Origin of the sequence: Pseudomonas sp. FYR_2 (assembly GCF_043106425.1) — a bacterium.
Lineage (GTDB): Bacteria > Pseudomonadota > Gammaproteobacteria > Pseudomonadales > Pseudomonadaceae > Aquipseudomonas > Aquipseudomonas monteilii.
Window position 1 is genome coordinate 1 of sequence record NZ_JBICMM010000006.1, and the last position, 24,438, is coordinate 24,438.

Below are 24,438 nucleotides of genomic sequence, written 5' to 3' on the forward strand. Positions count from 1 at the left end.
AGAGCACCTTGCACCGAGCCTGTGGGAGCTGGCTTGCCGGCGATGGGGCGCAAAGCGCCCCCAAGGCCCTCAAACTGTTCCGACAATGACACCCTGTTCGCGCAACCCCGCCAGCAATGCCAGCCCCTGCTGCGCATCCCCTCCCAACGCCTCCAGGCGCGCCCGTCCGGTACCCTGCTCCAGCGCCAGCAACCGATAGGCCATCGGCGCCAGGCGGGCAAAGCGCACCGTCAACGCAGCATCGCGATACACCAGCAGCAACGTCGGTGCCTCGGGCGCAACCGTTGGCTGATAATCCACCCCAATGCGCTCTACCGGCCACTGATAAGCCAGCACCCGCGCCACGCAGGACAACAACGGCACCCCGTCCAGCAAATCGCCTGCCGGGTCATGGGCCGGGTCCTCGGCATCGCTCAAATACAACTGCGCCTCGACCCACTCATAGTGCGCCAGCTCCAACTGCCAGGGCGCATCCAGCTCGACGCCTTGCAGATAATCGACAAACGCTTCGGCAATCTCGGTAAACAAGGGCGTCTGGCTACGGTAGTTGGCATAGAAAGCTCGCACGCGGGCATGCCAACGCTGTTCACCCAACGCCTGACGCATCACCGGGAAGCTGCCCGCCAGGAGGCCCTCGATAGCGCCATAGAACAACTCGCGGTAAACCTTCAGACGTCGCGCCTCCACGCCCGGCGGCGGTGCGTTGCGTTGCGGGTCGCGCACGTGACGGGCCAAGGTGTATTGCTGCTCGCGCAACATCTCATTCATCACGCTGCCCTCCCGACGCCAGTTGCACGCTGCGGATACGCGCCGTCTCGGCCAACAGTTCGGCCAGCGGGGGATAGTTGAAATCCCGTTCGAGCACGGTCGGCTGCACGCCAAAGCGCACACAAGCGAGGGTGTACAACGCCCACACATCTTCCTTTACCGGCGCCCCATGGGTGTCGACCTTCAGGTCCGGTGCTTCATCGTAATGGCCGGCTATGTGCATGCCGGTCACCCGGGCCTGGGGCAAGCCTTCAAGAAAGGCCCGGGCTTCGTAGCCGTGGTTGCAGGCATTGACGAAAACGTTGTTGACGTCCAGCAGCAAGTCGCAATCGGCTTCATCGAGTACCGCACGGATAAAATCAAGCTCGCTCATCGCCTGATAAGGCGCGGCGTAGTAGCTGATGTTTTCCACGGCAATACGCCGGCCCAATTGCTCCTGCGCCTGGCGTATGCGCGCAGCCACATGGTGCACGGCTTCGTCGGTGAACGGTATGGGCATCAGGTCGTACAGGTGCCCGTCGTCACTGCAATAGCTCAAGTGCTCACTGTACAGGCGTACCTGGTGGCGATCGAGAAAATGGCGGGTCTGATCGAGAAAATGCAGGTCGAGTGGCTCACTGCCGCCCAGCGACAACGACAGCCCGTGGCAAGTTATGGGAAAGCGCTCGGCCAACTGGGCCAGGCCCTTGCCGTAGGCGCCGCCAACCGCTATCCAGTTTTCCGGCGCGCATTCAAGAAAGTCCACTGCACCAGCGTCCATCGTTAGCAGTTCCGGCAACAGGCCACGGCGCAAGCCAAGCCCGGTGTTCAACGTCGCAGCACGCATAAACAGGTCTCCAACAGGCACAACGCCCCGCCTGACCAGCAGGAGGGGCGTTGCGTCACTTCAAAGGGTAAGGTCAGGATTTGCCAGCCAAATGGCTGAACAGCCCCTCGGGCATGGCCTTGCCATTGGCTTGATAGATCGCCTTCAGGTGGTCCGCCGCTTCTTGCTCGGAGATGAAGCCGTCATGGTTGCTGTCGATCTTGTCGAAGTCGCCGGCACGGTCCTTGGCCACCGCCAGAAACTCATCCCGCGAGACCTTGCCATCGTGGTTGCTGTCGGTTTTGGCGAACGAGGCATCGCCGCACTTGCCTTCGCCGCATTTGCCTTCAGCCCCGGCCTTGGCGCTGGCACCACACTTGCCCTCACCGCATTTGCCTTCGCTTTGGGTGGCCTTGGCGCTGCCGCCGCATTTGCCTTCGCCACACTTGCCCTCGCCGGCCACCTTGGCCGAAGCCAGTTGGTAACCTTGTGCCAGCGGTTCCACGGCAAACGCACTACTGGTCAATGCCATGCTGCCGATCAGGGCGGCGCCGAGCAGGCCGAGGGTGTTTTTTGCTTGAGTCATGATGCAGCTCCACTGTGGTTGGAAAGTGGAGCCATTAAGCCGTTGCGGTTTGTCGTGAATGTATCGCGCCAGGCGCGCTTTTGTATGGGAGCGGGTCTGCAGCGCGGTCAGATACAGTGGGATACACAACGCCCGGCAACGGGCCCCAAGCTACCTTGGGGCCAGGACGCGTGTTCAGTCTTCCAGCGGTTTGGGTGGGGCCGCCGGTTTGGCTGGCTTGGCCGGTTTGCTGTCCTTGGCCTTTGCGTCCGGCGCCGCGGCCACAGGTTCGGGTGCGGTCACCGCCTTTTCGCTGGCGGGCAATTCATCGACCGCCTTGAAAATCGCCTGCGGGTCGATAGGTTCACCGCTTTCGTCATCCTTGAGCATGTGCCGTTCGCCGTCCTTGCCCACCAGAATCACCTTGGTGCCCTTGCTCGCGCCCAGCTTGAGCTCGCGGATCAGGGCCATGGTGGTCTGCTGCTCGAGGTTTTTGTCCTCGCGCTTGCCCATCATGTTGGCGACGCTGTAGAGCACCAGGTTGCGCTCTTTGAAGGCGGCTTGGGTGGCCGGGTCTTCCAGTGCCTTGTTCAACCCGCGCAAGGTCGGGTCGGCAGTGCTCGGGGCAATCACCACCAATGGCCTGGCCTTGCCCAGCTCCTTGGCCAGGGGTGCATCACTGTCTGCGGCAAACAAGGGGCCGGCAACAGCTAGCAAGGTAGCGAGAGTCAGTGACCGGACGAGCATGCGTATCTCCTTATTGTCTCGATATACCAATGACTACAGATCACGGAGAAAAATCCGACAAGGAGCCTAAACCACTTCACTCAAGAACGGGCCGTGGAAAAGTAACTGTCGATTTCCAAGTGTTCTGAAGCCAAGGCGACAGAGCGGACACAAGCTCCTGTCACCTTGACTGAGCATAGCCCAAAGCCGCTTCGCACAGGGGCAGGCCACCCCTGCATTGAGCCGCCATCAGCGCACATGAACGCCTGGGTCTTCTGGCCCCACTTCCATGGCACGAATGGTCAACTCCAGCATCAGCCCCCTGCGTGCAGCACGTTGGGCGTCACGAATGGCATCTGCCTGCTCGAGCCTCTCACCCTCAGGGAGCGCTTCATCGTCAAGGACCGTTTCAAGCTGCCGCCTGAACGGCCGGTCAACTTCGGCGAACCGGTCAGGATAAGTACGCTCCAGGTGCGCCTGCCAAAATTCACGGTCAACCATCGAGCGGGCGAGCTCATCCCGGGTTTCGGCATCCAGCACTGCCGCTTGCGCCGCCGCCAGGTCCGCCTGGAGAACCCCTGAAATAGCATGGAAGCTCATATCACCCACCTGCAGGGGCAAGTCGAGCGGTTCCCTCAGCCCAACCCTGAAGGCCAAACCGACCTCACTTCCCTCTTGCTCCCTGCCATGTTCGAGTGCCCATCGGGTAGCAAACCTGTCGACCGCATCCTGGCGCCATAAACATCTTCCCAGGCGAAGCAGGGCGCGTTCGTCCTTTCCTTGAGCGGCATGTTCAACTTGCCACACGAGCAGGTTCAGTTCGAGATTGCTCAAGCACCAGGTTGCACCATCCTGGCACCCCCATTCATCATTGGCCACGGACAACAGGTGCTCCCGCAATTCCGGCGTGATGGCCATCGCTTGCAACACCGCCATCACCCGATTACCCATCGCCCGCGCATTGACGCGAAAATCCTCGGACATCAACAGTTGCCTGAGGACGCGGAAAAACCGCTCGGACTCCGTCCCTGCATCCAGGGAATCCCAGGCTGCGAGCATCAAGCCGCGATGCTCCGGGGCCACCGCATCCCCCCATACTTCACGCGCGTGATCCAGCCGCAGCAGCGCTTGCTCCTCGTCGACGACAAGTTGCTCGCTCCTCAGCGAAGCCTGCAACCGCTCTGTCTGTGCTTCACCCAAGGGGTTGCCACTCAGGCGGATCCTTCGACGGCGCCATACGGGTAACTGGTAGTAATGCTCCGGCACCTGCCGGATCCGGTTTTCCCGCAAGTCAACAGCCACCAACTGATCGCGGTCGAAAATGCCTGGGGGAAGCTGGGTGATTTGTGTGTCGCGAAGGCTCAGCCAGCGCAGTTCGGTCAACCCGGCCAACGTGAACCCCCGCCGCAGTGGATTGTGGGACAGGTCGAGGGATTCCAGGCCAGTACAACAGGCCAGTGTGGCGGCTTGCTGCAGGTTCAGGCCAATGCGGTTGTTGGTAAGGCTCAGGTGCCGTAGCTGCGTGAACTGCAGCAACGGTTGCGGCAGCCGCGTCAGTAGGTTGCCACCCAAATCAAGGGTTCTGAGATTAGGGAAGGCCAACAAGAAACTGTCAGGTATTTCCATGAGGTCAAGGTGCAGCAACGACAGGCTGCTCACCCCTCTGAAGGTGACCTGCGCGGGCAGGCTGGGCAAACCGCCCGACCTGAAATTGCAATACATGACATGGAGGTTTTCTTGTGCGTCGATGTGCAGATCGCCCACCCCCACCGACCGTCTCCAGCAATTGAACAACGTCTGGCGCAAGGCATCGCGGTCCTCCCGAACATCGCTCTGTTCCTGTGCTACCCAGGTTTCCAGCGTGTTGCGAAGCACCGTGAATTCAGTGCTCAGGTCCCTCAGTAGCCCTCTGAGCTGACGCCCTGAACGTCTCGCGTCATCGACCAAGGTGTCAATCTGTTCGTCACTCAACCAAGGGAAGATATCGCGCAATTCCGCCCTAAAGCCATTACCTCTTGACGCGAAACCGCTCACGCCTGCCCCCCCCAGCGGGTAGCCCAAACGCCCGTCGGCCAAGCGCATCGGCGCTCGAAAAGCCCGCGGGCTTACCACACCTAGCAGACGACTGATCTGGTCACGGTGTCTCACCGCCTCGCGCCCAAGCATCACCCGGAGGTTGTGCGAGAACGGGTCACCGACCCCCATCATTTCCCGCTGCGCCTCGGTATAAGCTGACGCGATGACTTCAAACAGCTCACCTGCCTCACCGATCGCCTCACCCTGATCATCGAGCAGTTGGAACACGCCGTTCCGGTGCACCAGGTCAAATGCTTGCCCGCCTTGACCGCACTGCGCCAGCATCGGCCCGCCCCGATAGCCCTCGTACAAGCGCCAGCGCACACCTTGCTCGCCCCCAGGCAGCTCCTGCAACAGGCCCAAGGCCACCCGTGCCAGGTCCGCATTCTGCGGCGTGTCGAGGTACAAGGCTTCCAGAACCCGCGTTTGGCGGATACCCGACAGGCTGGCCCTGGCCGCTTCGGCCAGGTCGAGTGCGACCCTGCCGCTGGTCAACAAGCGCCTGCGATCAACGCCGCTGGCGGCCGTTACCAACGCTTGCGCGGTGCGTGTATGCAGCCCGGGGAAGACCCGGCGCAGCGCTGCACTCCCAGGGCTGTCGGTGGGTTGCAACGCATCGTACAGGTACTGCAGCAATGGCCGGCGTTGTGTCCACGCCAGCTCAGCCAGTGCCTGATATGGCAGGCCATTGGCACCTGGCAACCGCCGAGCGTGATCAAGCACGGTCGTATCTTCTACCGGCTCGCCGCTGCGCAAGCGGCCAATCATGCCGCGAATGCGCTGATCGAGCCCGACCCGCTGTACGCTGTCGAGCATACCTGGGCTGGGCGCCTGGGCATGAACATGCAAGCCTCGCACGTCATCGCCATCGAGCCCATGGAATAGCAGGACCTGATCGATCTGTTCGTCATCCAGCCTGTTGAAGGGTTCGCCCAGGCGACGAAACATGCGATAGCTATCCCGCCACAGGGCCGGTTGTTCATTCCATAACCGCCAGGCGCCAGCGCCATTGTGACGCAGCCTGGGACCATGGCCGGCAACGGGGCACAGTTGCCACTGGCCGTCCCCGGCCGATTCGGTCACACGATAATGATGGCCGTCCATCTCGATCCAGGCCTGCCCGCCCAGACGTCGGATGCCCATGGCGTCGCGGCTTGCGCCGGCATCGGGGGCCTGCCCTTGAAACGGGGTCAGATCCTGTTGCCAGAGTTTGACGGTGCCGTCTTCCAGCCGAGCCGGAACCATGGCATCGACCCGCACGGAGCGCGCCCAAAGCCGTCGGGCCACACCAACCCCCGCCACCGTGGTCGCAAGCACGGCAAGGTCGGTGGCAACATGGGTCAAATGGTCGAGCGCCTCTCGGCGATCCCCCTCATGCCAGGCTTCAAAACCATGGTACACCTCACCCAGCAGCTCCCACGCTGTCACGGCATGCAGCGCCAGGCCAAGGCCCGGTACAAAGAAACTGGCCAGGTTAAGCAACGCCCATCCCTCGGCGGCCAGGCGCTGGTCATGCTGGCGCTGCACCTCACGGTCCAGCCTGGCCACAGGCACCGCGATCATCGCCGCATCCTCCTTGATCTGGCGAATACGCGCCTGTGCCAAACCATTGAACAACGGTTGCGAATAACCCTGCAAATGCGGCTCGAGATCGCGGAACGCCCAGTCCGCCAGGTCATCGAACAGCGCCGAAACCTGGGCAAAGAAAGCCTGGCTGTCACGTCGCAGCACGAAGCGGCTGAAAAAACGCTGGTAGGCTTTGTCTCGCAGGCGACGACCCAACTCGCGGTTCAACTTGTCGACGTTCGCGAATGCGCGCCAAGGCGACACAGGGTCGCCTGGCACGTAGAGCAACACACGGCGGGTGGTGTTGAAAAGGACACCCTGGTCAATCACCTCGAACACGATCACCTGCTCAATCCGGCAACCCAGCAACTTCAGTTGCCTGGCCTGCACAAGGTCACCCGCCAGGCGCAGCAGCTTGCCATCATCGCACATAGCCACCACCCACTTGAGCTCGCTGTCATCCAGCGTCGCTTCCTGCCTGGCTTTGTAGGCGTCTACCAGCATGGCGTGGCGACTGGCATCTACAAGGCAGGACTCCACGCGCCCTGCATCACCTGCGGGCTTTAGAGTGGAATCCAGATGACGTTGATAACCCTCACCCAAATCCAGCTCACGGCAAAGCGCAGCAAGCTCGATGCATGTGGGCGGTGCAAGCCTGCCCTGGCGCGGAACCAGCAGCCGATTACCGCGCGGCTATCCACCGGCCTGGGCCTGCTCGGCAGTGAAGTTGCGCAGTGCCACCTCAAGCAGCGGCTTTTCTTCATAGACCACCTCGGTGAGGTGCGCGCCGACCGGCTGGCTGTTGATGACAGGCTCGCGACGGCCCTCCAGAAACTTCAGCGTGCGCGCGTTGCCGCCAAGCCCGAAACGCGCGTCAAGGGCCTTCTCCAGGCCCGCCGCAACAAAGCTGTCGATACCTTCGATACTCCGCAGCAGCGCATTGACTTGCTCACGGCTGCGAAGGCTGTTCGCCAATGCCTTGCCGACCTCAGGCAGTTGCCCTGGGGGTGTCTGACGCAACCAGAGCGGCAGGCGCTGGCTGATGATGCTGTCCTGGAACGCATCGATGGCTGCCTGTGCGCCTGAGGGCGGAGTAGTGTCCATTGCTCGAGGCCTCTTCACGAAAAGAGGCCAGACTAGGGAGCAGGCTCGGCACCGGGCACTAGATAGCTAACGCCTGCGCTCAGAACAGCTGTAACTGGCGGCCAGTCAGCGTGGCAAAATCATCGCCAACGAACGGCAAAATGGCATCTGCAACCGGCTGCAACTGCCGGCTGAGGTAGTGCTCGTAATCGATCGGCGATTGAAGGTTTTCCATCGGCTCGGGGCCGGCGGTAGTGATGACGTAACTGATCCAGCCGCCGCGCTGATACTGGCGAGGGCGACCGAGTCGGCTGTTGTATTCATCGGCCTGGCGCGCAGCCCGTACATGGGGTGGCACGTTGCGCTGGTAATCGGCCAGCGGCCGGCGCAGGCGCTTGCGGTACACCAGCAGGTTGTCGAGTTCGCCCGCCAGGGCCTGCTGCACGTAATGGCGCACGTAGTCGCGATACGGCTGGCCACGAAAGATCCGCCCGTACAGCTCCTGCTGAAACTGCTGCGCCAGTGGTGACCAGTCGGTGCGCACCGACTCCAGCCCCTTGTAAACCACATCCTCGCTACCGTTTGGGCGTTGTACCAGCCCGGCATAACGCTTCTTGCTACCCTCGTCGGTCCCACGGATGGTCGGCATCAGAAAACGCCGGTAATGCACTTCGAACTGCAATTCCAGTGCGCTTTCCAGGTTCATCTGCTGGCGCAGGTGCTCGCGCCACCACTGATTGACGTGGGCGACCAGTTCTCGGCCGATCTGTGCCGCAGCCGCTTCACCATGGGCGCCCTTGAGCCAGACGAATGTGGAGTCGGTATCGCCATAGATGACCTCGTAGCCCTTGGCCTCGATCAACGCCCGGGTCTGGCGCATGATCTGGTGACCGCGCATGGTGATCGACGAGGCCAGGCGCGTGTCGAAAAAACGGCAACCGCTAGAGCCCAACACACCGTAAAAGGCATTCATGATGATCTTCAGCGCCTGGGACAGCGGTGCGTTGCCTTCACGCTTGGCCGCCTCCCGCCCTTGCCAGACGCGCTCGACGATAGCCGGCAAGCAATGCTGGCTGCGTGAGAAACGCCCACCCCGGAAGCCTTCTACCGAGTGCTCATCGTCGGGCAAGCGCAGGCCCTCGACCAGCCCTACCGGGTCGATCAGGAAGGTCCGGATGATCGACGGGTAGAGGCTCTTGTAGTCCAGCACCAGCACCGAGTCGTAAAGGCCTGGGCGCGAATCCATCACGAAACCGCCGGGGCTGGCTTCGTCAGGGCGGCTGCCCAGGCTGGGGGCGACGAAGCCCAGGCGGTGCATCTGCGGGATATACAGGTGGCAGAAGGCGGCCACCGACCCCCCACTGCGGTCTACCGCCAACCCGGTGACAGAGGCGCGCTCCAGCAGGAACTCGAGCAGGCGTGTATGGGCGAAAATGCGCGTGACCAGCTCGCAATCCTTGAGGTTGTAGCGTGCCAGGGCGGGTTTGTCCTCGGCGAAACGGCGGTTGATTTCGTCCATGCGCTGGTACGGCGTGTCGATGGCCTTGCCTTCACCGAGCAGGGTTTGCGCGACATTTTCCAGGCTGAACGACGCAAAGCTCCAGGTTGCCGAGCGCAACGCTTCGATGCCGTCGATCAACAGCCGCCCCGGCGCGTCGGCGAAGACATGGCCGCCACTGGCGTGGCTGCGCAAGGTCATGGGGGCGCCGTTGCGGCCCAGTGTCAGCGTCACTTGCAGCAGCTTGGCGTGCTCGTGCAACAGGCGCAGGTCGAACTGGATCAGGTTCCAGCCGATGATTGCATCCGGGTCGTGCTCCGCCATCCACTGGTTGAGGCATACGAGCAACCCGGCACGGTCATCGCAATAGTGCAGGTCGAAGTCGAGGCCCTCAGGGTCGCCGTTGGCCGGACCGAGCATGTACACCTGACGCTGGCCGCAGCCTTCCAGGGCAATGCTGTACAGCTCGCCACGTTCACTGGTTTCGATATCCAGCGACACCAGACGCAGCGGTGGGCGATAGCCCGGCAGGGGCTTGAGCTGGGCATCGCAGATCACGCCCTGGTCATCGGGTTGCCCGGTGAACTGCACCGGCGCGGTGACGAAGCGCTCCATCAGGTAGCGCTCAGGCGGGCGGATATCCGCTTCGAATACATCGATGCCGGCATTGCGCATGCGCTGCTCCAGCTGCATCAATTGCCGGTGCTGCCGGCAGTACAACCCCAGCACCGGGCGCTGGTCGAAATCCCTCAATTGCAAGGGGCGTAGTTCGACCTCAGGCTCGTTGGCCAGCAACACGCGGGCATGCGCCTCATGTACCTGAGGGATAAACGCCACCGACACCTGCGGCGCCAGGCGAAGCTGTCGCGGCCCCTGGTCGGTTGCCAGCCAGAACTCCACGCAGGTGCCTTCGGGCGTGTCATGCCAATGCCGGGTCAGGACAAAGCCCTGCTGCAACTCCACTGCGTCGACCTCTGAATCGTTTGTTGTGTTGATTGCGGCGATTCTAACGCCGACGCACCGAGGGAGCGCATCTTCCGTAGGACATTTCTGAACATGAAGAAGATTGTTCCCGACCCACCTCGCCATTTCCTGAGCCATTCCCCGCTCTTCGCAGTCAAATCAGACATCAACCATCTCCACGCCCTCGCCCATGCCATCGATCTGGTGCTGACCAAGAATACCTTGCGCTGAGGTCTGTTCTTGCTGGGGTAAAGGCCCTGACGGAAATGGGGTTAGGGCCTGCAGGTGCCTGCCGCAATATTTTCAGGGCCTGTGAGATCGAGCGCCGCCCGCGCGGCGCATCGCGAGCTGCGCTCGCTCCTACGTTTGTTTCAGGCCAGTAACGCTTGTGACAGGCGCGCGCGACCGCCTTGTTTGTACGACTCGATATCACGCCATGCGCCAAAGCGTACGCGCGTAAATCCCACAGGACTGACTGGCCCGAAACAAACGTAGGAGCGAGCGCAGCTCGCGATGCGCCGCGCGAGCGGCGCTCGATCTCACTGACGCTGAATCCCTCAAGACAAACGCCCCCCACAAAACCGCTCCAGCGGAGTACTTCATGCTCGAGCGGGTGTTCAACCGTACAGGTAGTTGATGTCCTTGCAGGCCAGCGGCGGCACCTGGCCGAACAGGAAGTCACGCAGCTTGTGCATTTGCCGCGCCTTGGGGCTGGCCTTGAGCCAGGTCATGTAGTAGCCGTCGCCGGTGGCCACGGCGTGCTTGAACGGTGTGACCAGGCGCCCGGCCGCCAGGTCGGCGCTGGCCAGTACCAGGTCGACCACCGAAATACCCAGGCCTTGCTGGGCGGCTGAAATACCCTGGTCGAGGGTATCGAACACTTGCCCCTGATCGATGCTGATATCCAGCGCATCCATGCGCGCCAGCCACCGCCGCCAGTCACGGCGGTCCGGGGACGGGTGCAGGAATTCGCACTGGGTCAGGTCGGCCAGGGCCGGCTGCGCTTGCGCCATGTAGTCGGGGTGGCACACGGGGATCAGCCATTCATCGAACAGCTTGAAGCTCTCGATATCGGCGGGAAAGCGCCCGTTGGCCAACAGGATGGCGCAGTCGTAGGGCTCGGAATAGAAGTCCACGCTGTCGATGTCCATCCACACGCTGGACAACTGCACGCTGCAGTTGTCCTCGTGCTTCTTGAAGGCATCCAGTGCCCGCAGCAGCCACCGCACAGTGAGCGTGGACGGGGCCTTCAGGCGCAGGCCATAGCGGTCCTGGCGCAGCAATGCGCAGGCATTTTCGATGATCTTGAAGCCCACTTTCAGCTCTTGCGCCAGCAGGCGGCCGTGCTCGGTCAGGCTGAGCTTGGGGCCACGGCGTTCGAACAGGTCGCAGCCGAACATGGCCTCCAGGGTCTTGATGTGATGGCTGACCGCACCCTGGGTCAAGGCGAGCTCTTCCGCAGCGCGGGTAAAGGAGCCATAGCGAGAGGCCACCTCGAAGGCACGCAGGGCGTGCAAGGCCTGAATCCGTTCCGACATGGCGACGTCCCGAGCATGAGTAAGACTAATAGTAGGTCATAGTTCCACGCGTTTTACAACGTCAAGAGCGTCTCGGAAAATGCAGGTAAATAATAAACATAACCAAGATCCTGCCTGCATGTGGCTTGAACGTTCATTAAATTTACGCCTGGGGAAATCATGTTTACGGGATATGGAAATTGCTATCGCCTGGATGCGCTAGAGCTGGCCGATGAACATGTCTGGAACACGCAGCACTGGACTTACAAGACCATAGAGCATTTTCGCAGTATTCTCGCCAACCCTGACTTCCCATGCCTGTTCGGCCGCAAGGCGGTCAACGGCGAAACCTGCCATATTCTTTTCGCCGGCGCCGAGCAGCTGGCCGATAACATCGCCCAAGGGCTGGCCGACTACGTGCGCACCGTCACGCCGATCAAACCCAAACAGCGCATCAGCAGCCCACTGGTGGTGTTTCTCGAAACGGCAGCGGGCAGCACCCTGGCCGAACAACAGGCGCTGGCCTGGAAAGTGTTGCGTGGCGTACATGCGCGCGACCCACACCCGTGGCCGCAAGGCATTCCCACCGACCCCGACGACACCGCCTGGTCGTTCTGCTATGCCGGCATGCCCCTGTTCATCAACATGAACTTCCCCGGCCACCAGCAAATGAAAAGCCGCAACCTGGGCCAGCACATCACCTTCGTCATCAACCCACGGGAAAACTTCGACGAAGTGGCCAACGCCAATACCGAGAGCGGCAGGAAAATCCGCGAGCGCATTCGCGAACGCGTGCACCATTACAACGACGGTGTCGTACCTGACACCCTCGGCTTCTTCGGCGATGCCGACAACTACGAGTGGAAGCAGTACCAACTTCAGGAGGCGGGGTCGCTCAACCCGTCGCGCTGCCCATTCCACGCCCATGCCGCACACCCGGCGGCAACCGACATACTGATCGAGAACTGACCGTGAATACCGCACTTACCGCCACCTATGCCCTCACTGTCCTGCTGCTTATCGCTACCCCCGGCCCGGTGGTGGCACTGATCGTCAACACTGCGGCCGCCTCCGGTTCGCGCAAGGCCATGTTTACCGCCGTCGGCACCAACTGGGCGTCACTGGTGCTGATCGGTGCAGCGGCCTGGATCATTCTCACCAGCGCCGCCATCGACAAGGCCTGGCTCAGCACCATGAGCCTGCTGGGCTGCCTGTTCATCGGCTACATCGCGGTGGGCACGTTGAGGGAAGCCCTGAAGGCGCCTGCCCCGGAAGCGGCGAGCGAAGCCCCCAAGGCTGGGCGTGGCGGGCTGCTGCAAGGGTTCATGGTGGGTATCTCCAACCCGAAGGACATCATTTTCTTCATCGCCTTCTTTCCGCAGTTCATCCAGATCACCGAGTCGTTCGGCAAAAGCATGGTGGTCCTGTCGCTCCTGTGGGTGGCCATCGATTTTGCCGTGCTCAGCCTGTACATCTTCGCCATCGGCAAGATCGCCTCGCAGCGGAGCAACCGCATGATAAGCCTGGCTTCCGGTGTGGCCCTGCTGCTGATCGCCGCCGGTGGCCTGCTGTACAACCTCAAGGAGCTGGCAGCCTGAACGTGAAGCGCAACACTCGGCGCAACCGAAGGAGCGACCATGGCCGTGACTGACATGAACGCATCTCCTTCACCGTTGCAGCAGGACTACCAACGCTTTCTGCTGCTGGGCAGCCGGCGTGCCCCGCTCACCGTGCATGTACACGAAAGTGGCTACCGCTCTGGCACCATCAATACCGATGCGCTCGGCCTGCGCTACAGCCATTGCGCCGGCAAGCGCTTTTCCGCAGCCGAGCGCGGCGGTGCTTCGCGTATCAACCTGCTGGTCGGCGGTTCCACGGCCCTGGGTATCGGCGCCAGCTCCGACGAGCACACGGTGGCCTCGCACCTGTCGATGCTCACCGGCGAAGTCTGGCTGAGCCTGGCCGGCTGCGGGCTCAACGCCAGCCAGGAGCTGCTGATGTTCCTGACCCACCAGCACCGCCTTGGCCAGCTCGGCCACGTGGTGGTGCTCAGCGGCCTCAACAGCCTGGCCCACGAAGCCCTCAGTGAAGTCCTCGCCAACCTCAACGGCCCGCAGCACGCCAAGGCCTACCAGGACTTTCTCAACAGTTTCAGCGAAGGCATGCAGCCCGCCGCACCACCCCGTCGGCAGTCGCTGTGGCGGCGTATCCGTCAGGCGCTGGCCACCCCTGTGGTCGCCGCCCCGGTCAGCTGGCCGCTGTCGCCCCCGGAAAAGCGCCTGGCCCGTGCTGCCGATAACATTGGCCGTACCTTGCGCCAATGGGACCGGCTACTGGCAGACAGCCACGCCACCCTCACCTTCATTCTGCAGCCGTTGCTGCCCTGGTGCCGGGATACCCTGCCTGCCGGTGAACAGGCCATGCTGACCGCGCTGCAGCAAAAACCGGCGAACTTCGACCGGCTGCTGGAGGGTGCATTCGACAGCCAGTTGCATTCGGCGTTTTTCCGCCGCATCAAGAGCCAGGCCGACCCTGTGCCTTGCTACGACATGAACTGCATGCTCAACAGCTCACCCGTGTTCGGGGCCGACCTGTTCATCGACCGCCTGCACCTGAACGATCTGGGCAACAATGCCCTGGCAAAGGTGATCACCGCCAAACTCGGTCTGGCCCAGGAAAAACACGCCCTGCGCAAGGTCACGCCGATCAAGCTCGTCTGACAGTTGCCAGGTGGTCTTCCGGCCGCCCGCCTGGGTGGCTAGAATACGTCGTCGTTCCGATTTGCCGAGGCGCACGCTTGACCGCCATGAACATCGAAGCCGTCCATCCTTGCCTGGCCGCCCATGGGGCTTGCCTGTGAGCCGCATGCGACGCCTGCCCCCGCTGTTGATCGCCCTGATGCCGCTGGCTGCGCACGCGCTGGAGGTGCGCATCGACCCTCATGCCGACCTGCTCTACCGCCAGGCTTTGCCGTTGCTGGAGCAGGCCGACAACCAGAGCGACAACGCCGATACTCTGCGCACAGCCGTTGGCGGCGACCCCGAGCTCAGCCGCCAGGGCCAGGCCCTGGCCCACACCTTGCCGACAGCGGTAGCCCTGCTGAAAAAATCGGTCGAGCTGGGCCACCCGGTCGCGCAGTACCGCCTGGCGCTGTACTACATCACGTACCTGCCCGTCGCGCAAATTCCGGATGCCGCCTGCCCGTTACTCGTGGCCAGCCTCCAGCAGGGGTTTGCCGCACCCGCGCCGGCCATCGCCACCTGGTGCCGGCCCTACAACGTCAGCAGCGAGTACCGCGCAGCGCTGGAAGCCATACCCAGCATGGCCACCGTGTACGCCCCCTACTACCCGCAACCGGCCACCCGCCTGACCTGCAACCGCAGCCGGCCACAAGGCCTGGACATGCTGTGGGGGCGCCAGCGTGACTACCAGGCCGAAGTGTACCGCCTGCTCGGCGACCTCGACCCGCAGCACCGCCTGACCCTGCTGCAGAAGGCCGTGGACATCAATGGCTGTGTGACAGCACAACAGCATCTGACCCGCCATCCATAATCCACCGAGCTAACGCGCTGCTACAAGGGACTGCGCGCGGCAGGCGATAGACCAGCAAGATCGTTCAAGCCATGCTCCTACCCCTTCTGGCATGCTGGCCTACCACGTAAAGCATTGCAGCCATCATGCCCCACATCGCCCGCCAAGCCTTTCTCCACGGCGCCATCGCCATTCTTCCCCTGTCCCTGGCCGTCGCCCCCTGGGGGCTGCTGGCCGGCTCCATGGCCATCGAAGCCAACCTCACTGCCTGGGAAGGCCAAGGGCTGTCGGCCATCGTCTTCGCTGGCGCCGCGCAACTGGTGGCCATCGGCATGCTCAAAGGCGGCGCCAACCTGGCGTCGATCCTGCTCACCACCCTGCTGCTGACCTCGCAGCACCTGCTGTACGGCCTGTCGATGCGCCCGGTACTGTCCAGCCAGCCGCTGCGCTGGCGCCTGGGCCTTGGTTTTCTGCTGACCGACGAATTCTTCGCCCTGACCAGCCAGTACGACCAACAGCAGTTCAACCGCTGGTACGCCCTGGGGGTGGGCCTGACCTTCTATATTGCCTGGAACCTGTTTACCCTGGCCGGCATCCTGCTGGGCAAGAACATTCCACACCTGGACCAGTTCGGCCTGGACTTCTCCATCGTCGCCACCTTCGTCGCCCTGATCGCACCGCTGGTGCGCAACCTGCCCACGGTGGTGTGCGTAGCTGTGTCGTTGTTCTGCTCGGTATTGTTCAGCCATTGGCACTGGGAGACCGCCCTGGTGGCCGCAGGCCTGCTGGGTATGGGCGCCGGGTTCATCTGCCAGAAATTTGCCGGAGCCCGAGCATGACCTGGATCCTGATCTTTGCCATGGGCGCCATCGTGTTCCTCAACCGCTATGCATTCTTGGAGCCGCGCCTACCCTTGCGTCTGAGCTCCAACGCCAGGCAGTTCCTTGGCTTTGCCGTGCCGGGCATGCTCACCGCCATCTGCGGCCCGATCATCTTCATGCCCGAGCACCAGCTCAACCTGAGCCTGCTCAACCCCTACCTGCTGGGCTCACTGGTGGCCATCGCCCTGGTGCTGTTGACCCGCAGCGTATTGCTGAGCATGCTGGTGAGCATGTTGATCTTCTTCTTCCTGCGCAGCTGGCTGGCATGAGCACGCCCCTGCGCGAGCAGACACACCTCTGGCAGGCGCCGGCACTGGGCGACGTCGAGATGCTGCACGCGCGTTATTTCCAGCAGCGTTTCGCCCCGCATGTGCACGAAGGCTATGTGTTCACCGTGATCGAATCCGGGGCGCAGCGCTTCTGGCACCGAGGCAGCGAGCACTTGGCGCCGGTTGGCAGCATGGTGCTGATCAACCCTGACGAGCTGCATACCGGTGCCACAGCCCATGAAGCGGGCTGGCGTTATCGCGGTTTCTACCCCGAGCACGAGCGGGTAACCGGCGTGCTCGACGAGCTGGAACTGGGCCGTCACGGCATGCCCAGGTTCAAGGACAGCGTCATCCAGGACCCTGCCCTGGCCATCGCCTTCAGCCAGCTGCATCAGCTGTCCGAAGCCGGCGCCAGCGCCCTGCAGCAACAGACCGCCTGGCGCCAGGCGGTGCTGGCCCTGGTGCAGCGTCATGGGCAATGCGCCGAGCCTTCAGCCCCCGGCCACGAACCCCTGGCCGTGGCCCGCGCCCGCGAACTGCTGGAAAGCCAATTGGCCGACCCACCCTCGCTCGAAGCGCTGGCCGCCGCAGTCAACCTGTCACCGTTCCACTTCGCACGGGTATTCCGCCAGGCCACCGGCCTGCCGCCACATGCCTGGTTGAAACAACGCCGCCTGGCCCGCGCCCGGGAAATGCTGAAGAGCGGCCTGGTCGGTTCGGAAGTGGCGTTTGACCTGGGGTTTGCTGACCAGAGCCATTTGAGCCGGCAGTTCAAGCAGGCGTATGGGGTGACACCGGGGGCGTATCGGCAGGCTTGTGCTCAATCTTCAACACCCGCCTGAGGCATCGCAATACCCGCTCAAGCCTACCTCCACGTGCCACTACCGAGCGTCGCGTTACGCCGTATTGTCGGTATCAAGGGCACGTCCTTTCAGGTTCCAGCGTACCGGTGCGATGAACAGCATGAGCGTCATCCAGATGAAGGTTGCTGACCCCGCAAGCAGGAAGACCATGCTGGCAACCAGCCCTGAAACAGCATCCCCAATGACGGCCGTGAAGTAATAAAGGGAAAAGTTCCTGCCAACTTCGTGCTCATTCGACAAACACTGGATGTTTGTCACGATAGCGATATCGACAAATGCTCCGATGAAGCCAACCAGGAAGAGGATCAGCAGGAACAACCAGGTATTGAATTGCAGCGCTACTGCAGCCGAAAAAAACAGTGCGCCGTAAACCACCCAATAGCGCAGCACCAACCGTGCAGTGGTGCGCGGATTGAAGCGCGTGTAGAGCACGCCCCCCAGCACGGTGCCTGCCGCAAGCAGTGAAAATACGTAACCCACCGCAGCCTCAGAGGCAAAGTGTTCCAACACCGCCGCCGGGAGGATGAAGCGAATCACCGATGTGGCGAACATCGCACAGAGCGTAGTACAGCCAATAACGGCAAATAGCGGGACATTGCTGGCCTTGAGCTGATTCACGCTGCGCACGGTATCGCTAAATATGGCACGCCCATCGAATGCCTGACGGACGCCTTGGCTGGAAGGCCCCACGGTAGCAATGGAAATAAAAGACAACACCAGGCATATCGCAAAGAACAAAAAGGTTGCATCGCGAGATAAAAGCAACACGCAGGCCGAAAACACCAGCGGCCCGATAATCGAGGCTGCATCTTCGATCACCTGAATACTACTGTTGACTGAAGCCAGTTGGCTCTTTTCGACGAGATCCGGAAAGTATGCGCGAAACGTAGGCACATACAGACATTCAAGCGCAGTCATGACCATCGCGAAAGCCATCAACACGGGCAATGTCGGCGTGAACCAACTGAACAGGGCAAAGAAGGCAAGTGCCAGAAGGCATTTGGCCGCCTCGACCGCAAACAGCGTTCGCTTCTTATCAGCGTTATCTGCCAGCCAACCAGCCAAGGGAGAAAACACCATGCTCGGCAAGTAGCGGAAGAAATACGCGACGCCAATCAACAACAAATCCGCCTCGGTGATGAGCACGATGGTCACGGCAAATGCCGCTTCGAAGGCAAATTCACCACACTTGGAAAAGCAATAGCCCAATGCCAGTGAACGCGTTCCGGAGTTAAGACTCAACGCCTGCATAATCGTTGCTTTCCTCAGCCAGCGGTATAGAGCAACTGAATCTAGAGCTCATCCGCGGCTGGGCTCAACGCCAAAGTTGTAACAACACAGGCGCTGCCAGCACAGCCAATAGTGAGGCTCCGAATACGCCTACGCTCACTCACTATTGACGCAATCAGACCTGCCGCTGCCCAGCCGCGCGACAGAACGGCTCAGCACATCTCGTCAGCTCGCAAAAATTCGTGCCGCTAACGACGTAGCGGCATCCACTTTAAACACTGTGTTTACTCTTGCAGATAAGTAACTGTGTGTTACTTAAACGACAGAGTAGTGATTTTGGCGGCCTCGGCACCTTCTGCAAAGCCATCAGGAGCCCCGCCAACCCTCTGCTACACTGACAAGGCTGAATGGGAGGATCCTGCCATGTCCGAAAGAGAGCTCACCACCCTTCTGTCGCTGATGAACCAGCGCCAGGCCTGCCTGAGCAGTGCCTGCAAGGAGATTGCCGACTGGATCGACCGGCAGGGCGATGTGCCCGCCGCCGGCAAGATCCGCGCAAGCCTCAAGGCGCTGGAGGCCGACGAAGCCCAGGTCCGCAAGACGCTGACGTCGCTGACACTCGACAGGCCGCTGCCGCGCTTTCGTAGCTGAAGGGTACGGCTGAAAAGAAAAGGGCCGCTAAACGCGGCCCTTTGATCGGTCAGTGCTTCATGTGCATGTGGTCATGCCCACCGCCGGCCTCGGCGTTGAGCGCACGCACTTCAGCCTGCACGTCCACGGTTTCCTTGCCGCCCTTGGCATCTTCGATGGTCAGGGTCAGTGGCACTTTCTCGCCTTCCTTCACCTGATTGTTCAGGCCCATCAGCATCACATGCAGGCCATTCGGGTCGAGGGTGACGGCCTTGCCAGCCGGCAGCTCGACAGACTTCACCTCACGCATGCCCATCACGTCACCGTTCATGGTCATCTCATGCACCTGCACGGTCTTGGCCACAGGCGAAGCCACGCTCACCAGCTTGCTGTCGCTGCTGGCGGTGAGGGTCATGAACGCACCGGTGGACTGCTGGTGCGGCACGCTGGCACGCACCCAGGCCTCACTCACGGTGGTCTGGGCCAGGGCTGGCAGGGCCAGGCCCATCAGTGCCAGGGCAGCCAGGCCGCGTTTGATCGGTTGCATCGACATTCAGCAGATCTCCATCAGGGTGACCAGGTCTTCGGCACATTCCTTGGCGGTCAGGGAATGGCCCAGGCTCAGGCGCAGGGTGCCACGCGTATCGTAGACGTAGCTGGTGGACGAGTGAGAGATGGTGTAGGTGTCGCCGGCCGGAACCTTTTCGTAGAACACCTTGAACTCCTTGGCCACCGCCGCGATTTCCTCGGGGGTGCCCGTGAGTGCGGTGAACGTGGGGTCGAAGGCTTTGACGTAGGCATCGAGCACTTCGGGCGTGTCACGTTCCGGGTCCAGGGTGATAAACACCACCTGGAACAGGTCACGGTCACGGCCACGCAGCAACTTGCGAATTTGCGCCGCACGCGCCAGGGTGGTCGGGCAAACGGCCGGGCACTGGGTGAAGCCGAAGAACACCATCGGCATGCTGCCGTAGAAGCTCGACAGGGTGCGCACGTTACCTTGCGGGTCTTTGAGACTGAACTTGCGCCCGAGGATTTCGTTGCTCATGTTCTTGCCGTACTTGAACTCGAGCCCCCGGGCCGGGCTGCAGCCTGCCAGCAGGCCAAGCCCGAGAACGCCCATCCCGGCGACAACTGCGCGCCGGGTATATAGATCATTCATGAAACCATCCTTTACAGGGAAGGTGCCGGCCCTCGGGATGGGCCGGCTGAAAAACCGGGGCATTCTGGCATGACACCCCAAGGGGTTCTACCCGACCAAGGCGGGGAAGGCCTGCAACCCTTTGAATACGGGCTGCGGCCTGTTGTCGCAGGGGTTGAAACCGTAACACTTTGTTGCTAGAGAGCCGCCTTTGGCTTAGTAGTAGGCGTTCTCTTTCTGGCTGTGGTCGGTCACGTCACGCACGCCCTTCAATTCCGGAACACGCTCAAGCAGGGTGCGCTCGATACCTTCCTTCAGGGTGACATCGGCCTGGCCGCAACCTTGGCAACCACCACCGAACTGCAACACGGCGATGCCGTCGTCAACCACGTCCACCAGGCTGACCTGGCCGCCGTGGCTGGCCAGACCCGGGTTGATCTCGGTCTGCAGGTAGTAGTTGATGCGCTCGTTGATCGGGCTGTCATCGTTGACCATCGGCACCTTGGCGTTAGGCGCCTTGATGGTCAGCTGACCACCCATGCGGTCGGTGGCGTAGTCAACCAGTGCGTCTTCCAGGAACGGCACGCTGACCGCATCCAAGTAAGCGGTGAAGCTCTTCAGACCCACGGCGGTGTCGTCAGGCTTCTCTTCGCCCGGCTTGCAGTAGGCAATGCACGTCTCGGCGTACTGGGTGCCCGGCTGGGTGATGAAAATGCGAATGCCGATGCCAGGCGTATTCTGCTTGGAGAGCAGATCGGCCAGGTAGTCATGGGCGGCGTCGGTAATGGTTATAGCGCTCATGTAGGTTCCTCACAGACTTGCCGCCAAGTGTACGCCAACCCGCTCATTGAACAAAGTCCTAGTATTTGACTCGGGAAAGCGCATATTCAGGGGCCGCCCCGCGTGGCGCCGCCAGCCAGGCCTGCATGCGCCGGTACAGCCCCCGCTCCAGCCACTGGTAACTGAACCACGACATTAGTCCAATGGACGGCACGCACAGGGCAAACACCAGATACGGGTTCAACTGCAGGCGCTGGCTGGCGAACCAGCCGGCGTACAGCACCAGCACATGGACCAGGTACACCGAATACGAGCAGTCCCCCAAGGCCTTGAGCAGCCGGTTGCCTTGAAAAAGCGGCTCCAGCGCGATGAAGGCCATCACGATCATGGCGCTCGGCAGGCCCCAATGCAGCAAGCGCTGGGACGCATCCAGGTGATAAATGGCCAGGCCCGCCACAACCAGCACGCCCAGCGGCAACCACCGCCCTTGCCGGATCAGCCCACGGCGATACAGCACGCCCAGGCCGATGCCGAGCAAGAACTCGTAGATGATGTCGTTGTTGTAGAAGCGGCTTAGCACACCCAGCCGGCCCAGCACCTCGCTGGCCAGCAACAAGGCCGCGGTAACCAGCAACAGGTGATGACGCTGGCGCACCAGGAAGGCCAGGCCGAACAGCAGGTAGAAGAACATCTCGAAGTTCAGCGTCCAACCCACGTTCAGGGTCGGGTACAGGCCATAGCCTCCGGGGTTTTCTGCCGGGATGAACAGCATCGACAAGACCAGATGATGCCAGGCGAACACCTGATGTGGCATCCATTGGCTAAAAGCCAGCAGCAACAGGGCCATCAACGCGGTGTAGAACCAGTAGGCCGGCACAATACGCAGCACCCGATTGAGCAGGAACTGGCGCGGTTCGATGGTTTTGTCGCGGGTCGACAGGTAGATGACCAGCCCGCTGATGACGAAGAAGATGTCGACGCCTACGGCGCCACGGTCGGTAAGCAGTTGGCCAATGGGGCCGGTGGCGTGGAAGTCGAAGAAGATCTGCATGAAATGGTGGCAGACCACCACCCAGGCGGCGAACGCCCGCAGTGCCTGAAGCGAATACAGCATGAAGTACCCTGCGCTTGCCGGTGCGTTGAGGCCTTGGGAGCCTATGACAGCTCCCAGACCACCCAACCTGTCCGACCGCAGGGTACTCGGAAAGGTCAGCCTACCCGATCAGAGGTTCTCGTAGCGGTTCATGTCCAGCACCCCCGCCTCCACCGGCTGGGTCTCCTTGATGAAGCTGTTCAAGTCATGGAAGTAACGCCAGAACTCAGGGTGACTACGGCGCACGCCCCAGCGCATGACGATGCGCTCGAACTTCGCCGGGTCATCTTTCGCATACTCCATGTCCTCGACGAACTCCGCCACATCCTTGGTCGGGATGTTGAAGATGAAGTTCGGGTAGCTGCTGAGCACGCCCGGGGCCAACGTCAAGGTATCCAGCCCCGGCTGATAGCGGTACGCCTCACCCAGCAGGAACGCCACGTTGCTGTGCGCACGGTTGCGCAGCAGGCTGTACACCTGGCGCTGGCCGCCCTGCCCTTCGATACGCAGCATGGTTGCCTCGGGCAGCTGGTTGATTACCTTCAGCCCCGCAGCGGGGCGCGACACCAGGCGGCTGAGCGACTGCTCGGCATTGCGGAACTCTTCGCTCATCTGCGGCCGTGAGCAGAACGCGCCCTGGCAGCGGTTGATCGGGTCGGGCGTGGCATTCAGGCTGCCGGTGCGCTGCAACAGCTTCAGGCCAAAGTCGCGCTTGGGGTTGCGCGGGTCAAGCTGGATGCCACTCGGGGTGTCGGTGTCGATGTCCTCATAGTCCATCCACATCTTCACCTTGCCGCTGTTCTGGTACCAATCACCCAGGATCGCCTTGCGCTGGTCGGCCGGCATCAGGCGCAAGAAGTTGACCTCGGCACCGTTGCGAATCAGGTCGAAATACAGGCGCGTCTGCAATTGGTGCGAAACATTGCCGAACACGTCAAAGTTGACCGCCAACTGGTAATAGGTGCGCTCGAACAACGGGTAGTCGAACAACCACACGGTCAACGGCACGTCACCGATCAGGCCCTTGCTCACCGAGGCGCTGTCGAAGTGGCGGAAGATGCTCAGCAACGCGTTGTCGTTACCGGCCCACAAGGTCGACCAGCCCGGTGCCGGCATGTCGGCGTAGGCGTCACGGCGCAGCTTTTCGTACTCGTTGCGTTTGTCGCGGTAGGCGTGCCACAGACTCAGCACGCTGCCCACGTCATCGATCTGGCCCGGCATGGCCAGCAGCGGCGTGGCCTCGCCACGGTATTTGGCGTCGGTGATGTAACGGTCGAAGGCCGGCTCCTGGAACAGCGCCCAGAAGTTATCGCGGATCACGTCAGTGGCGATCTGCCCACGGCACACCGGGCCCCGGATGAAGGTGCGTACGAAGTATTCGGCGTTATCCAGCATGAACTGGTAACGCGCCACTGCCGGGATCGCCTCGAAGGTTTCGAACGGGTTGGCCCGGTGACGCGGGCCGTAACCCGGCAGTGCGGTGGCGTGCCAGTCGCCGGCATAGAACAGCTGCTTCACCCGTTTGAGTTTCTGCGGCCCCATCGGGTAGGTGATGTGCGTCTTGTGCACGATCACACCCTGCACCGGGATCAACCGATAGTAGAAGTCGGTGCCCGGCGGGTCGTTGGGACGGCGCGTGGCAATGATGTCGGCCGGCTGGCCGCTCGGCGTGCGTGAACGCACCCACTGAAAGAAGTGGCCCTGCTCGCCGCCAACGAAGTAGATGTGCGCCAGGAACAGGTGCTCGTACAGCCAGCGGCCGACCAGCGCCTCGGTGGAACCCGGGCGGTTGAGCAGTTCTTCCCAATCAGCGATCTGCCTGGCTTCCGTTTCGCTCGGCTTGATCGGCTGGTATTCCACCGGCGCACCGGCCGCCAGCCAGCGGCGCATGGTGTCGTATTCCTTGTCGGTCAGCCCGGTCACCGCCAACGGCATGCCTTCTTTGGGGTGGGCGCCAGCATAGGCGTCGAATTCATGGGGCAACGGGCACATGTTGTTGCGGCTCAGGCCCAGGACGATGTCCTCGGGCAACTTGGCGTTGGGCGTGAGCGGGGTCTTGTGCCCCAGTTCCAGCATGCGCGCCATCAGTGCGGCCTGGCTGCCCTGGTTGTCGAGCACCGAGTAGAAGCCCTTCTTGCGCCATTGCTCTTCGCTGTGGGCGTCGTAGAACAGCCGCGTGGTGGGCACCGCCTTGCTGCGATCGCCCTCATAAACCGGGACCTTGCTGGCTCCGCGCACCGCGCCTTCGGGGCTTTCCAGCTTAAGTTGGCAGGCCGCGTCGTTGCAGGCGTGGCAGGCTACACACTTCTCGGTGAAGATCGGTTGAATGTCCCGGGTGTAGGAAATAGCCGGGCTCGAGTGGGGGGCTTGCCCGAACACCGCGCCGCTGATGAGCAGGGCGAAGGCGCCGGCAAGGATACGATGCACCATGTGCGAAAAGTCCTGGTTCTTGA

At 62.0% G+C, this 24,438-nt stretch carries 21 protein-coding genes and 1 pseudogene; 9 read left to right on the forward strand and 13 right to left on the reverse strand.

Going from position 1 to position 24,438, the window contains the following annotated elements:
* Positions 1-69 precede the first annotated feature (69 nt).
* From ACF8R4_RS00800 to ACF8R4_RS00825, 6 genes and pseudogenes are all read right to left on the reverse strand, one after another.
* A complete protein-coding gene (locus ACF8R4_RS00800) occupies positions 70-768 on the reverse strand; it encodes a DUF2063 domain-containing protein (RefSeq protein WP_060498247.1) in 699 nt (232 codons plus the stop codon).
* On the reverse strand, positions 761-1,594 hold the full coding sequence (locus tag ACF8R4_RS00805; protein ID WP_060498248.1) for a DUF692 domain-containing protein: 834 nt from the start codon (positions 1,592-1,594) through the stop codon (positions 761-763). The genes ACF8R4_RS00800 and ACF8R4_RS00805 overlap by 8 nt, the downstream gene beginning before the upstream one ends.
* A gap of 73 nt (positions 1,595-1,667) precedes the next feature.
* On the reverse strand, positions 1,668-2,159 hold the full coding sequence (locus ACF8R4_RS00810; protein ID WP_060498249.1) for a hypothetical protein: 492 nt from the start codon (positions 2,157-2,159) through the stop codon (positions 1,668-1,670).
* A 174-nt stretch (positions 2,160-2,333) separates the two neighbouring features.
* Complete coding sequence (locus ACF8R4_RS00815; RefSeq protein ID WP_060498250.1) at positions 2,334-2,885, reverse strand: DUF4174 domain-containing protein; 552 nt, start codon at positions 2,883-2,885, stop codon at positions 2,334-2,336.
* A 228-nt stretch (positions 2,886-3,113) separates the two neighbouring features.
* Positions 3,114-7,610 (reverse strand): annotated as a pseudogene (locus ACF8R4_RS00820) (NEL-type E3 ubiquitin ligase domain-containing protein).
* 79 nt (positions 7,611-7,689) lie between these two features.
* Positions 7,690-10,050, reverse strand: a complete 2,361-nt coding sequence (locus ACF8R4_RS00825; protein WP_392491484.1) for a DNA polymerase II — start codon at positions 10,048-10,050, stop codon at positions 7,690-7,692.
* A gap of 93 nt (positions 10,051-10,143) precedes the next feature.
* Between ACF8R4_RS00825 and ACF8R4_RS00830 the strand changes: the two genes are divergently transcribed.
* Positions 10,144-10,281 carry a hypothetical protein gene (locus ACF8R4_RS00830; RefSeq protein ID WP_156342102.1) on the forward strand — a complete coding sequence of 46 codons (138 nt, stop codon included), beginning with the start codon at positions 10,144-10,146 and terminating at the stop codon, positions 10,279-10,281.
* Positions 10,282-10,667: 386 nt separating this feature from the next.
* On the opposite strand, the gene ACF8R4_RS00835 is transcribed toward ACF8R4_RS00830, so the two are convergent.
* On the reverse strand, positions 10,668-11,588 hold the full coding sequence (locus tag ACF8R4_RS00835; RefSeq protein ID WP_164524371.1) for a LysR substrate-binding domain-containing protein: 921 nt from the start codon (positions 11,586-11,588) through the stop codon (positions 10,668-10,670).
* Between the two features lie 159 nt (positions 11,589-11,747).
* Between ACF8R4_RS00835 and ACF8R4_RS00840 the strand changes: the two genes are divergently transcribed.
* The 7 genes from ACF8R4_RS00840 (at position 11,748) to ACF8R4_RS00870 (ending at position 17,090) form a co-directional block, all read left to right on the forward strand.
* Complete coding sequence (locus ACF8R4_RS00840) at positions 11,748-12,536, forward strand: YqcI/YcgG family protein (RefSeq protein WP_060498254.1); 789 nt, start codon at positions 11,748-11,750, stop codon at positions 12,534-12,536.
* 2 nt (positions 12,537-12,538) lie between these two features.
* A complete protein-coding gene (locus tag ACF8R4_RS00845) occupies positions 12,539-13,165 on the forward strand; it encodes a LysE family translocator (RefSeq protein WP_060498255.1) in 627 nt (208 codons plus the stop codon).
* Between the two features lie 39 nt (positions 13,166-13,204).
* Entirely contained in the window at positions 13,205-14,287 is a 1,083-nt protein-coding gene (locus tag ACF8R4_RS00850; protein ID WP_060498256.1) for a hypothetical protein, read from the forward strand.
* A gap of 136 nt (positions 14,288-14,423) precedes the next feature.
* Entirely contained in the window at positions 14,424-15,119 is a 696-nt protein-coding gene (locus tag ACF8R4_RS00855; protein ID WP_060498257.1) for a sel1 repeat family protein, read from the forward strand.
* Between the two features lie 125 nt (positions 15,120-15,244).
* Positions 15,245-15,937 (forward strand): AzlC family ABC transporter permease, encoded by a 693-nt coding sequence (locus ACF8R4_RS00860; protein WP_060498258.1) that lies wholly within the window; start codon positions 15,245-15,247, stop codon positions 15,935-15,937.
* On the forward strand, positions 15,934-16,248 hold the full coding sequence (locus ACF8R4_RS00865; protein WP_104835140.1) for an AzlD domain-containing protein: 315 nt from the start codon (positions 15,934-15,936) through the stop codon (positions 16,246-16,248). Before ACF8R4_RS00860 ends, ACF8R4_RS00865 begins: the two co-directional genes overlap by 4 nt.
* Entirely contained in the window at positions 16,245-17,090 is an 846-nt protein-coding gene (locus tag ACF8R4_RS00870) for an AraC family transcriptional regulator (protein ID WP_060498260.1), read from the forward strand. Before ACF8R4_RS00865 ends, ACF8R4_RS00870 begins: the two co-directional genes overlap by 4 nt.
* 54 nt (positions 17,091-17,144) lie before the next feature.
* On the opposite strand, the gene ACF8R4_RS00875 is transcribed toward ACF8R4_RS00870, so the two are convergent.
* Entirely contained in the window at positions 17,145-18,362 is a 1,218-nt protein-coding gene (locus tag ACF8R4_RS00875) for an MFS transporter (RefSeq protein ID WP_392491488.1), read from the reverse strand.
* A 402-nt stretch (positions 18,363-18,764) separates the two neighbouring features.
* Here ACF8R4_RS00875 and ACF8R4_RS00880 point away from each other — a divergent pair, with 402 nt between their 5' ends.
* Positions 18,765-18,992: a hypothetical protein gene (locus tag ACF8R4_RS00880; protein ID WP_003250422.1), complete on the forward strand. Its 228-nt coding sequence runs from the start codon at positions 18,765-18,767 to the stop codon at positions 18,990-18,992.
* Positions 18,993-19,041: 49 nt separating this feature from the next.
* Here ACF8R4_RS00880 and ACF8R4_RS00885 read toward each other — a convergent pair whose 3' ends face one another.
* The 5 genes from ACF8R4_RS00885 to ACF8R4_RS00905 form a co-directional block, all read right to left on the reverse strand.
* Positions 19,042-19,524, reverse strand: a complete 483-nt coding sequence (locus ACF8R4_RS00885) for a copper chaperone PCu(A)C (protein WP_060498262.1) — start codon at positions 19,522-19,524, stop codon at positions 19,042-19,044.
* Entirely contained in the window at positions 19,525-20,133 is a 609-nt protein-coding gene (locus tag ACF8R4_RS00890; protein ID WP_392491491.1) for an SCO family protein, read from the reverse strand. It lies immediately after the preceding gene.
* A gap of 195 nt (positions 20,134-20,328) precedes the next feature.
* Positions 20,329-20,913 (reverse strand): Fe-S biogenesis protein NfuA, encoded by a 585-nt coding sequence (gene nfuA, locus ACF8R4_RS00895; protein WP_060498263.1) that lies wholly within the window; start codon positions 20,911-20,913, stop codon positions 20,329-20,331.
* Positions 20,914-20,971: 58 nt separating this feature from the next.
* Positions 20,972-22,006, reverse strand: a complete 1,035-nt coding sequence (locus ACF8R4_RS00900; RefSeq protein ID WP_060498264.1) for an acyltransferase — start codon at positions 22,004-22,006, stop codon at positions 20,972-20,974.
* 108 nt (positions 22,007-22,114) lie between these two features.
* Positions 22,115-24,415, reverse strand: a complete 2,301-nt coding sequence (locus ACF8R4_RS00905) for a fatty acid cis/trans isomerase (RefSeq protein ID WP_060498408.1) — start codon at positions 24,413-24,415, stop codon at positions 22,115-22,117.
* Positions 24,416-24,438 lie beyond the last annotated feature (23 nt).

Coding starts and splice junctions, on each gene's coding strand:
- ACF8R4_RS00900 (WP_060498264.1), bottom strand. CDS start 22,006: ATGCTGTATTCGCTTCAGGCACTGCGGGCGTTCGCCGCCTGGGTGGTG.
- ACF8R4_RS00840 (WP_060498254.1), top strand. CDS start 11,748: ATGTTTACGGGATATGGAAATTGCTATCGCCTGGATGCGCTAGAGCTG.
- ACF8R4_RS00810 (WP_060498249.1), bottom strand. CDS start 2,159: ATGACTCAAGCAAAAAACACCCTCGGCCTGCTCGGCGCCGCCCTGATC.
- ACF8R4_RS00835 (WP_164524371.1), bottom strand. CDS start 11,588: ATGTCGGAACGGATTCAGGCCTTGCACGCCCTGCGTGCCTTCGAGGTG.
- ACF8R4_RS00805 (WP_060498248.1), bottom strand. CDS start 1,594: ATGCGTGCTGCGACGTTGAACACCGGGCTTGGCTTGCGCCGTGGCCTG.
- ACF8R4_RS00870 (WP_060498260.1), top strand. CDS start 16,245: ATGAGCACGCCCCTGCGCGAGCAGACACACCTCTGGCAGGCGCCGGCA.
- ACF8R4_RS00800 (WP_060498247.1), bottom strand. CDS start 768: ATGAATGAGATGTTGCGCGAGCAGCAATACACCTTGGCCCGTCACGTG.
- ACF8R4_RS00865 (WP_104835140.1), top strand. CDS start 15,934: ATGACCTGGATCCTGATCTTTGCCATGGGCGCCATCGTGTTCCTCAAC.
- ACF8R4_RS00885 (WP_060498262.1), bottom strand. CDS start 19,524: ATGTCGATGCAACCGATCAAACGCGGCCTGGCTGCCCTGGCACTGATG.
- ACF8R4_RS00880 (WP_003250422.1), top strand. CDS start 18,765: ATGTCCGAAAGAGAGCTCACCACCCTTCTGTCGCTGATGAACCAGCGC.
- ACF8R4_RS00875 (WP_392491488.1), bottom strand. CDS start 18,362: ATGCAGGCGTTGAGTCTTAACTCCGGAACGCGTTCACTGGCATTGGGC.
- ACF8R4_RS00860 (WP_060498258.1), top strand. CDS start 15,245: ATGCCCCACATCGCCCGCCAAGCCTTTCTCCACGGCGCCATCGCCATT.
- ACF8R4_RS00905 (WP_060498408.1), bottom strand. CDS start 24,415: ATGGTGCATCGTATCCTTGCCGGCGCCTTCGCCCTGCTCATCAGCGGC.
- ACF8R4_RS00815 (WP_060498250.1), bottom strand. CDS start 2,885: ATGCTCGTCCGGTCACTGACTCTCGCTACCTTGCTAGCTGTTGCCGGC.
- ACF8R4_RS00850 (WP_060498256.1), top strand. CDS start 13,205: ATGGCCGTGACTGACATGAACGCATCTCCTTCACCGTTGCAGCAGGAC.
- ACF8R4_RS00830 (WP_156342102.1), top strand. CDS start 10,144: ATGAAGAAGATTGTTCCCGACCCACCTCGCCATTTCCTGAGCCATTCC.
- ACF8R4_RS00890 (WP_392491491.1), bottom strand. CDS start 20,133: ATGAATGATCTATATACCCGGCGCGCAGTTGTCGCCGGGATGGGCGTT.
- nfuA (WP_060498263.1), bottom strand. CDS start 20,913: ATGAGCGCTATAACCATTACCGACGCCGCCCATGACTACCTGGCCGAT.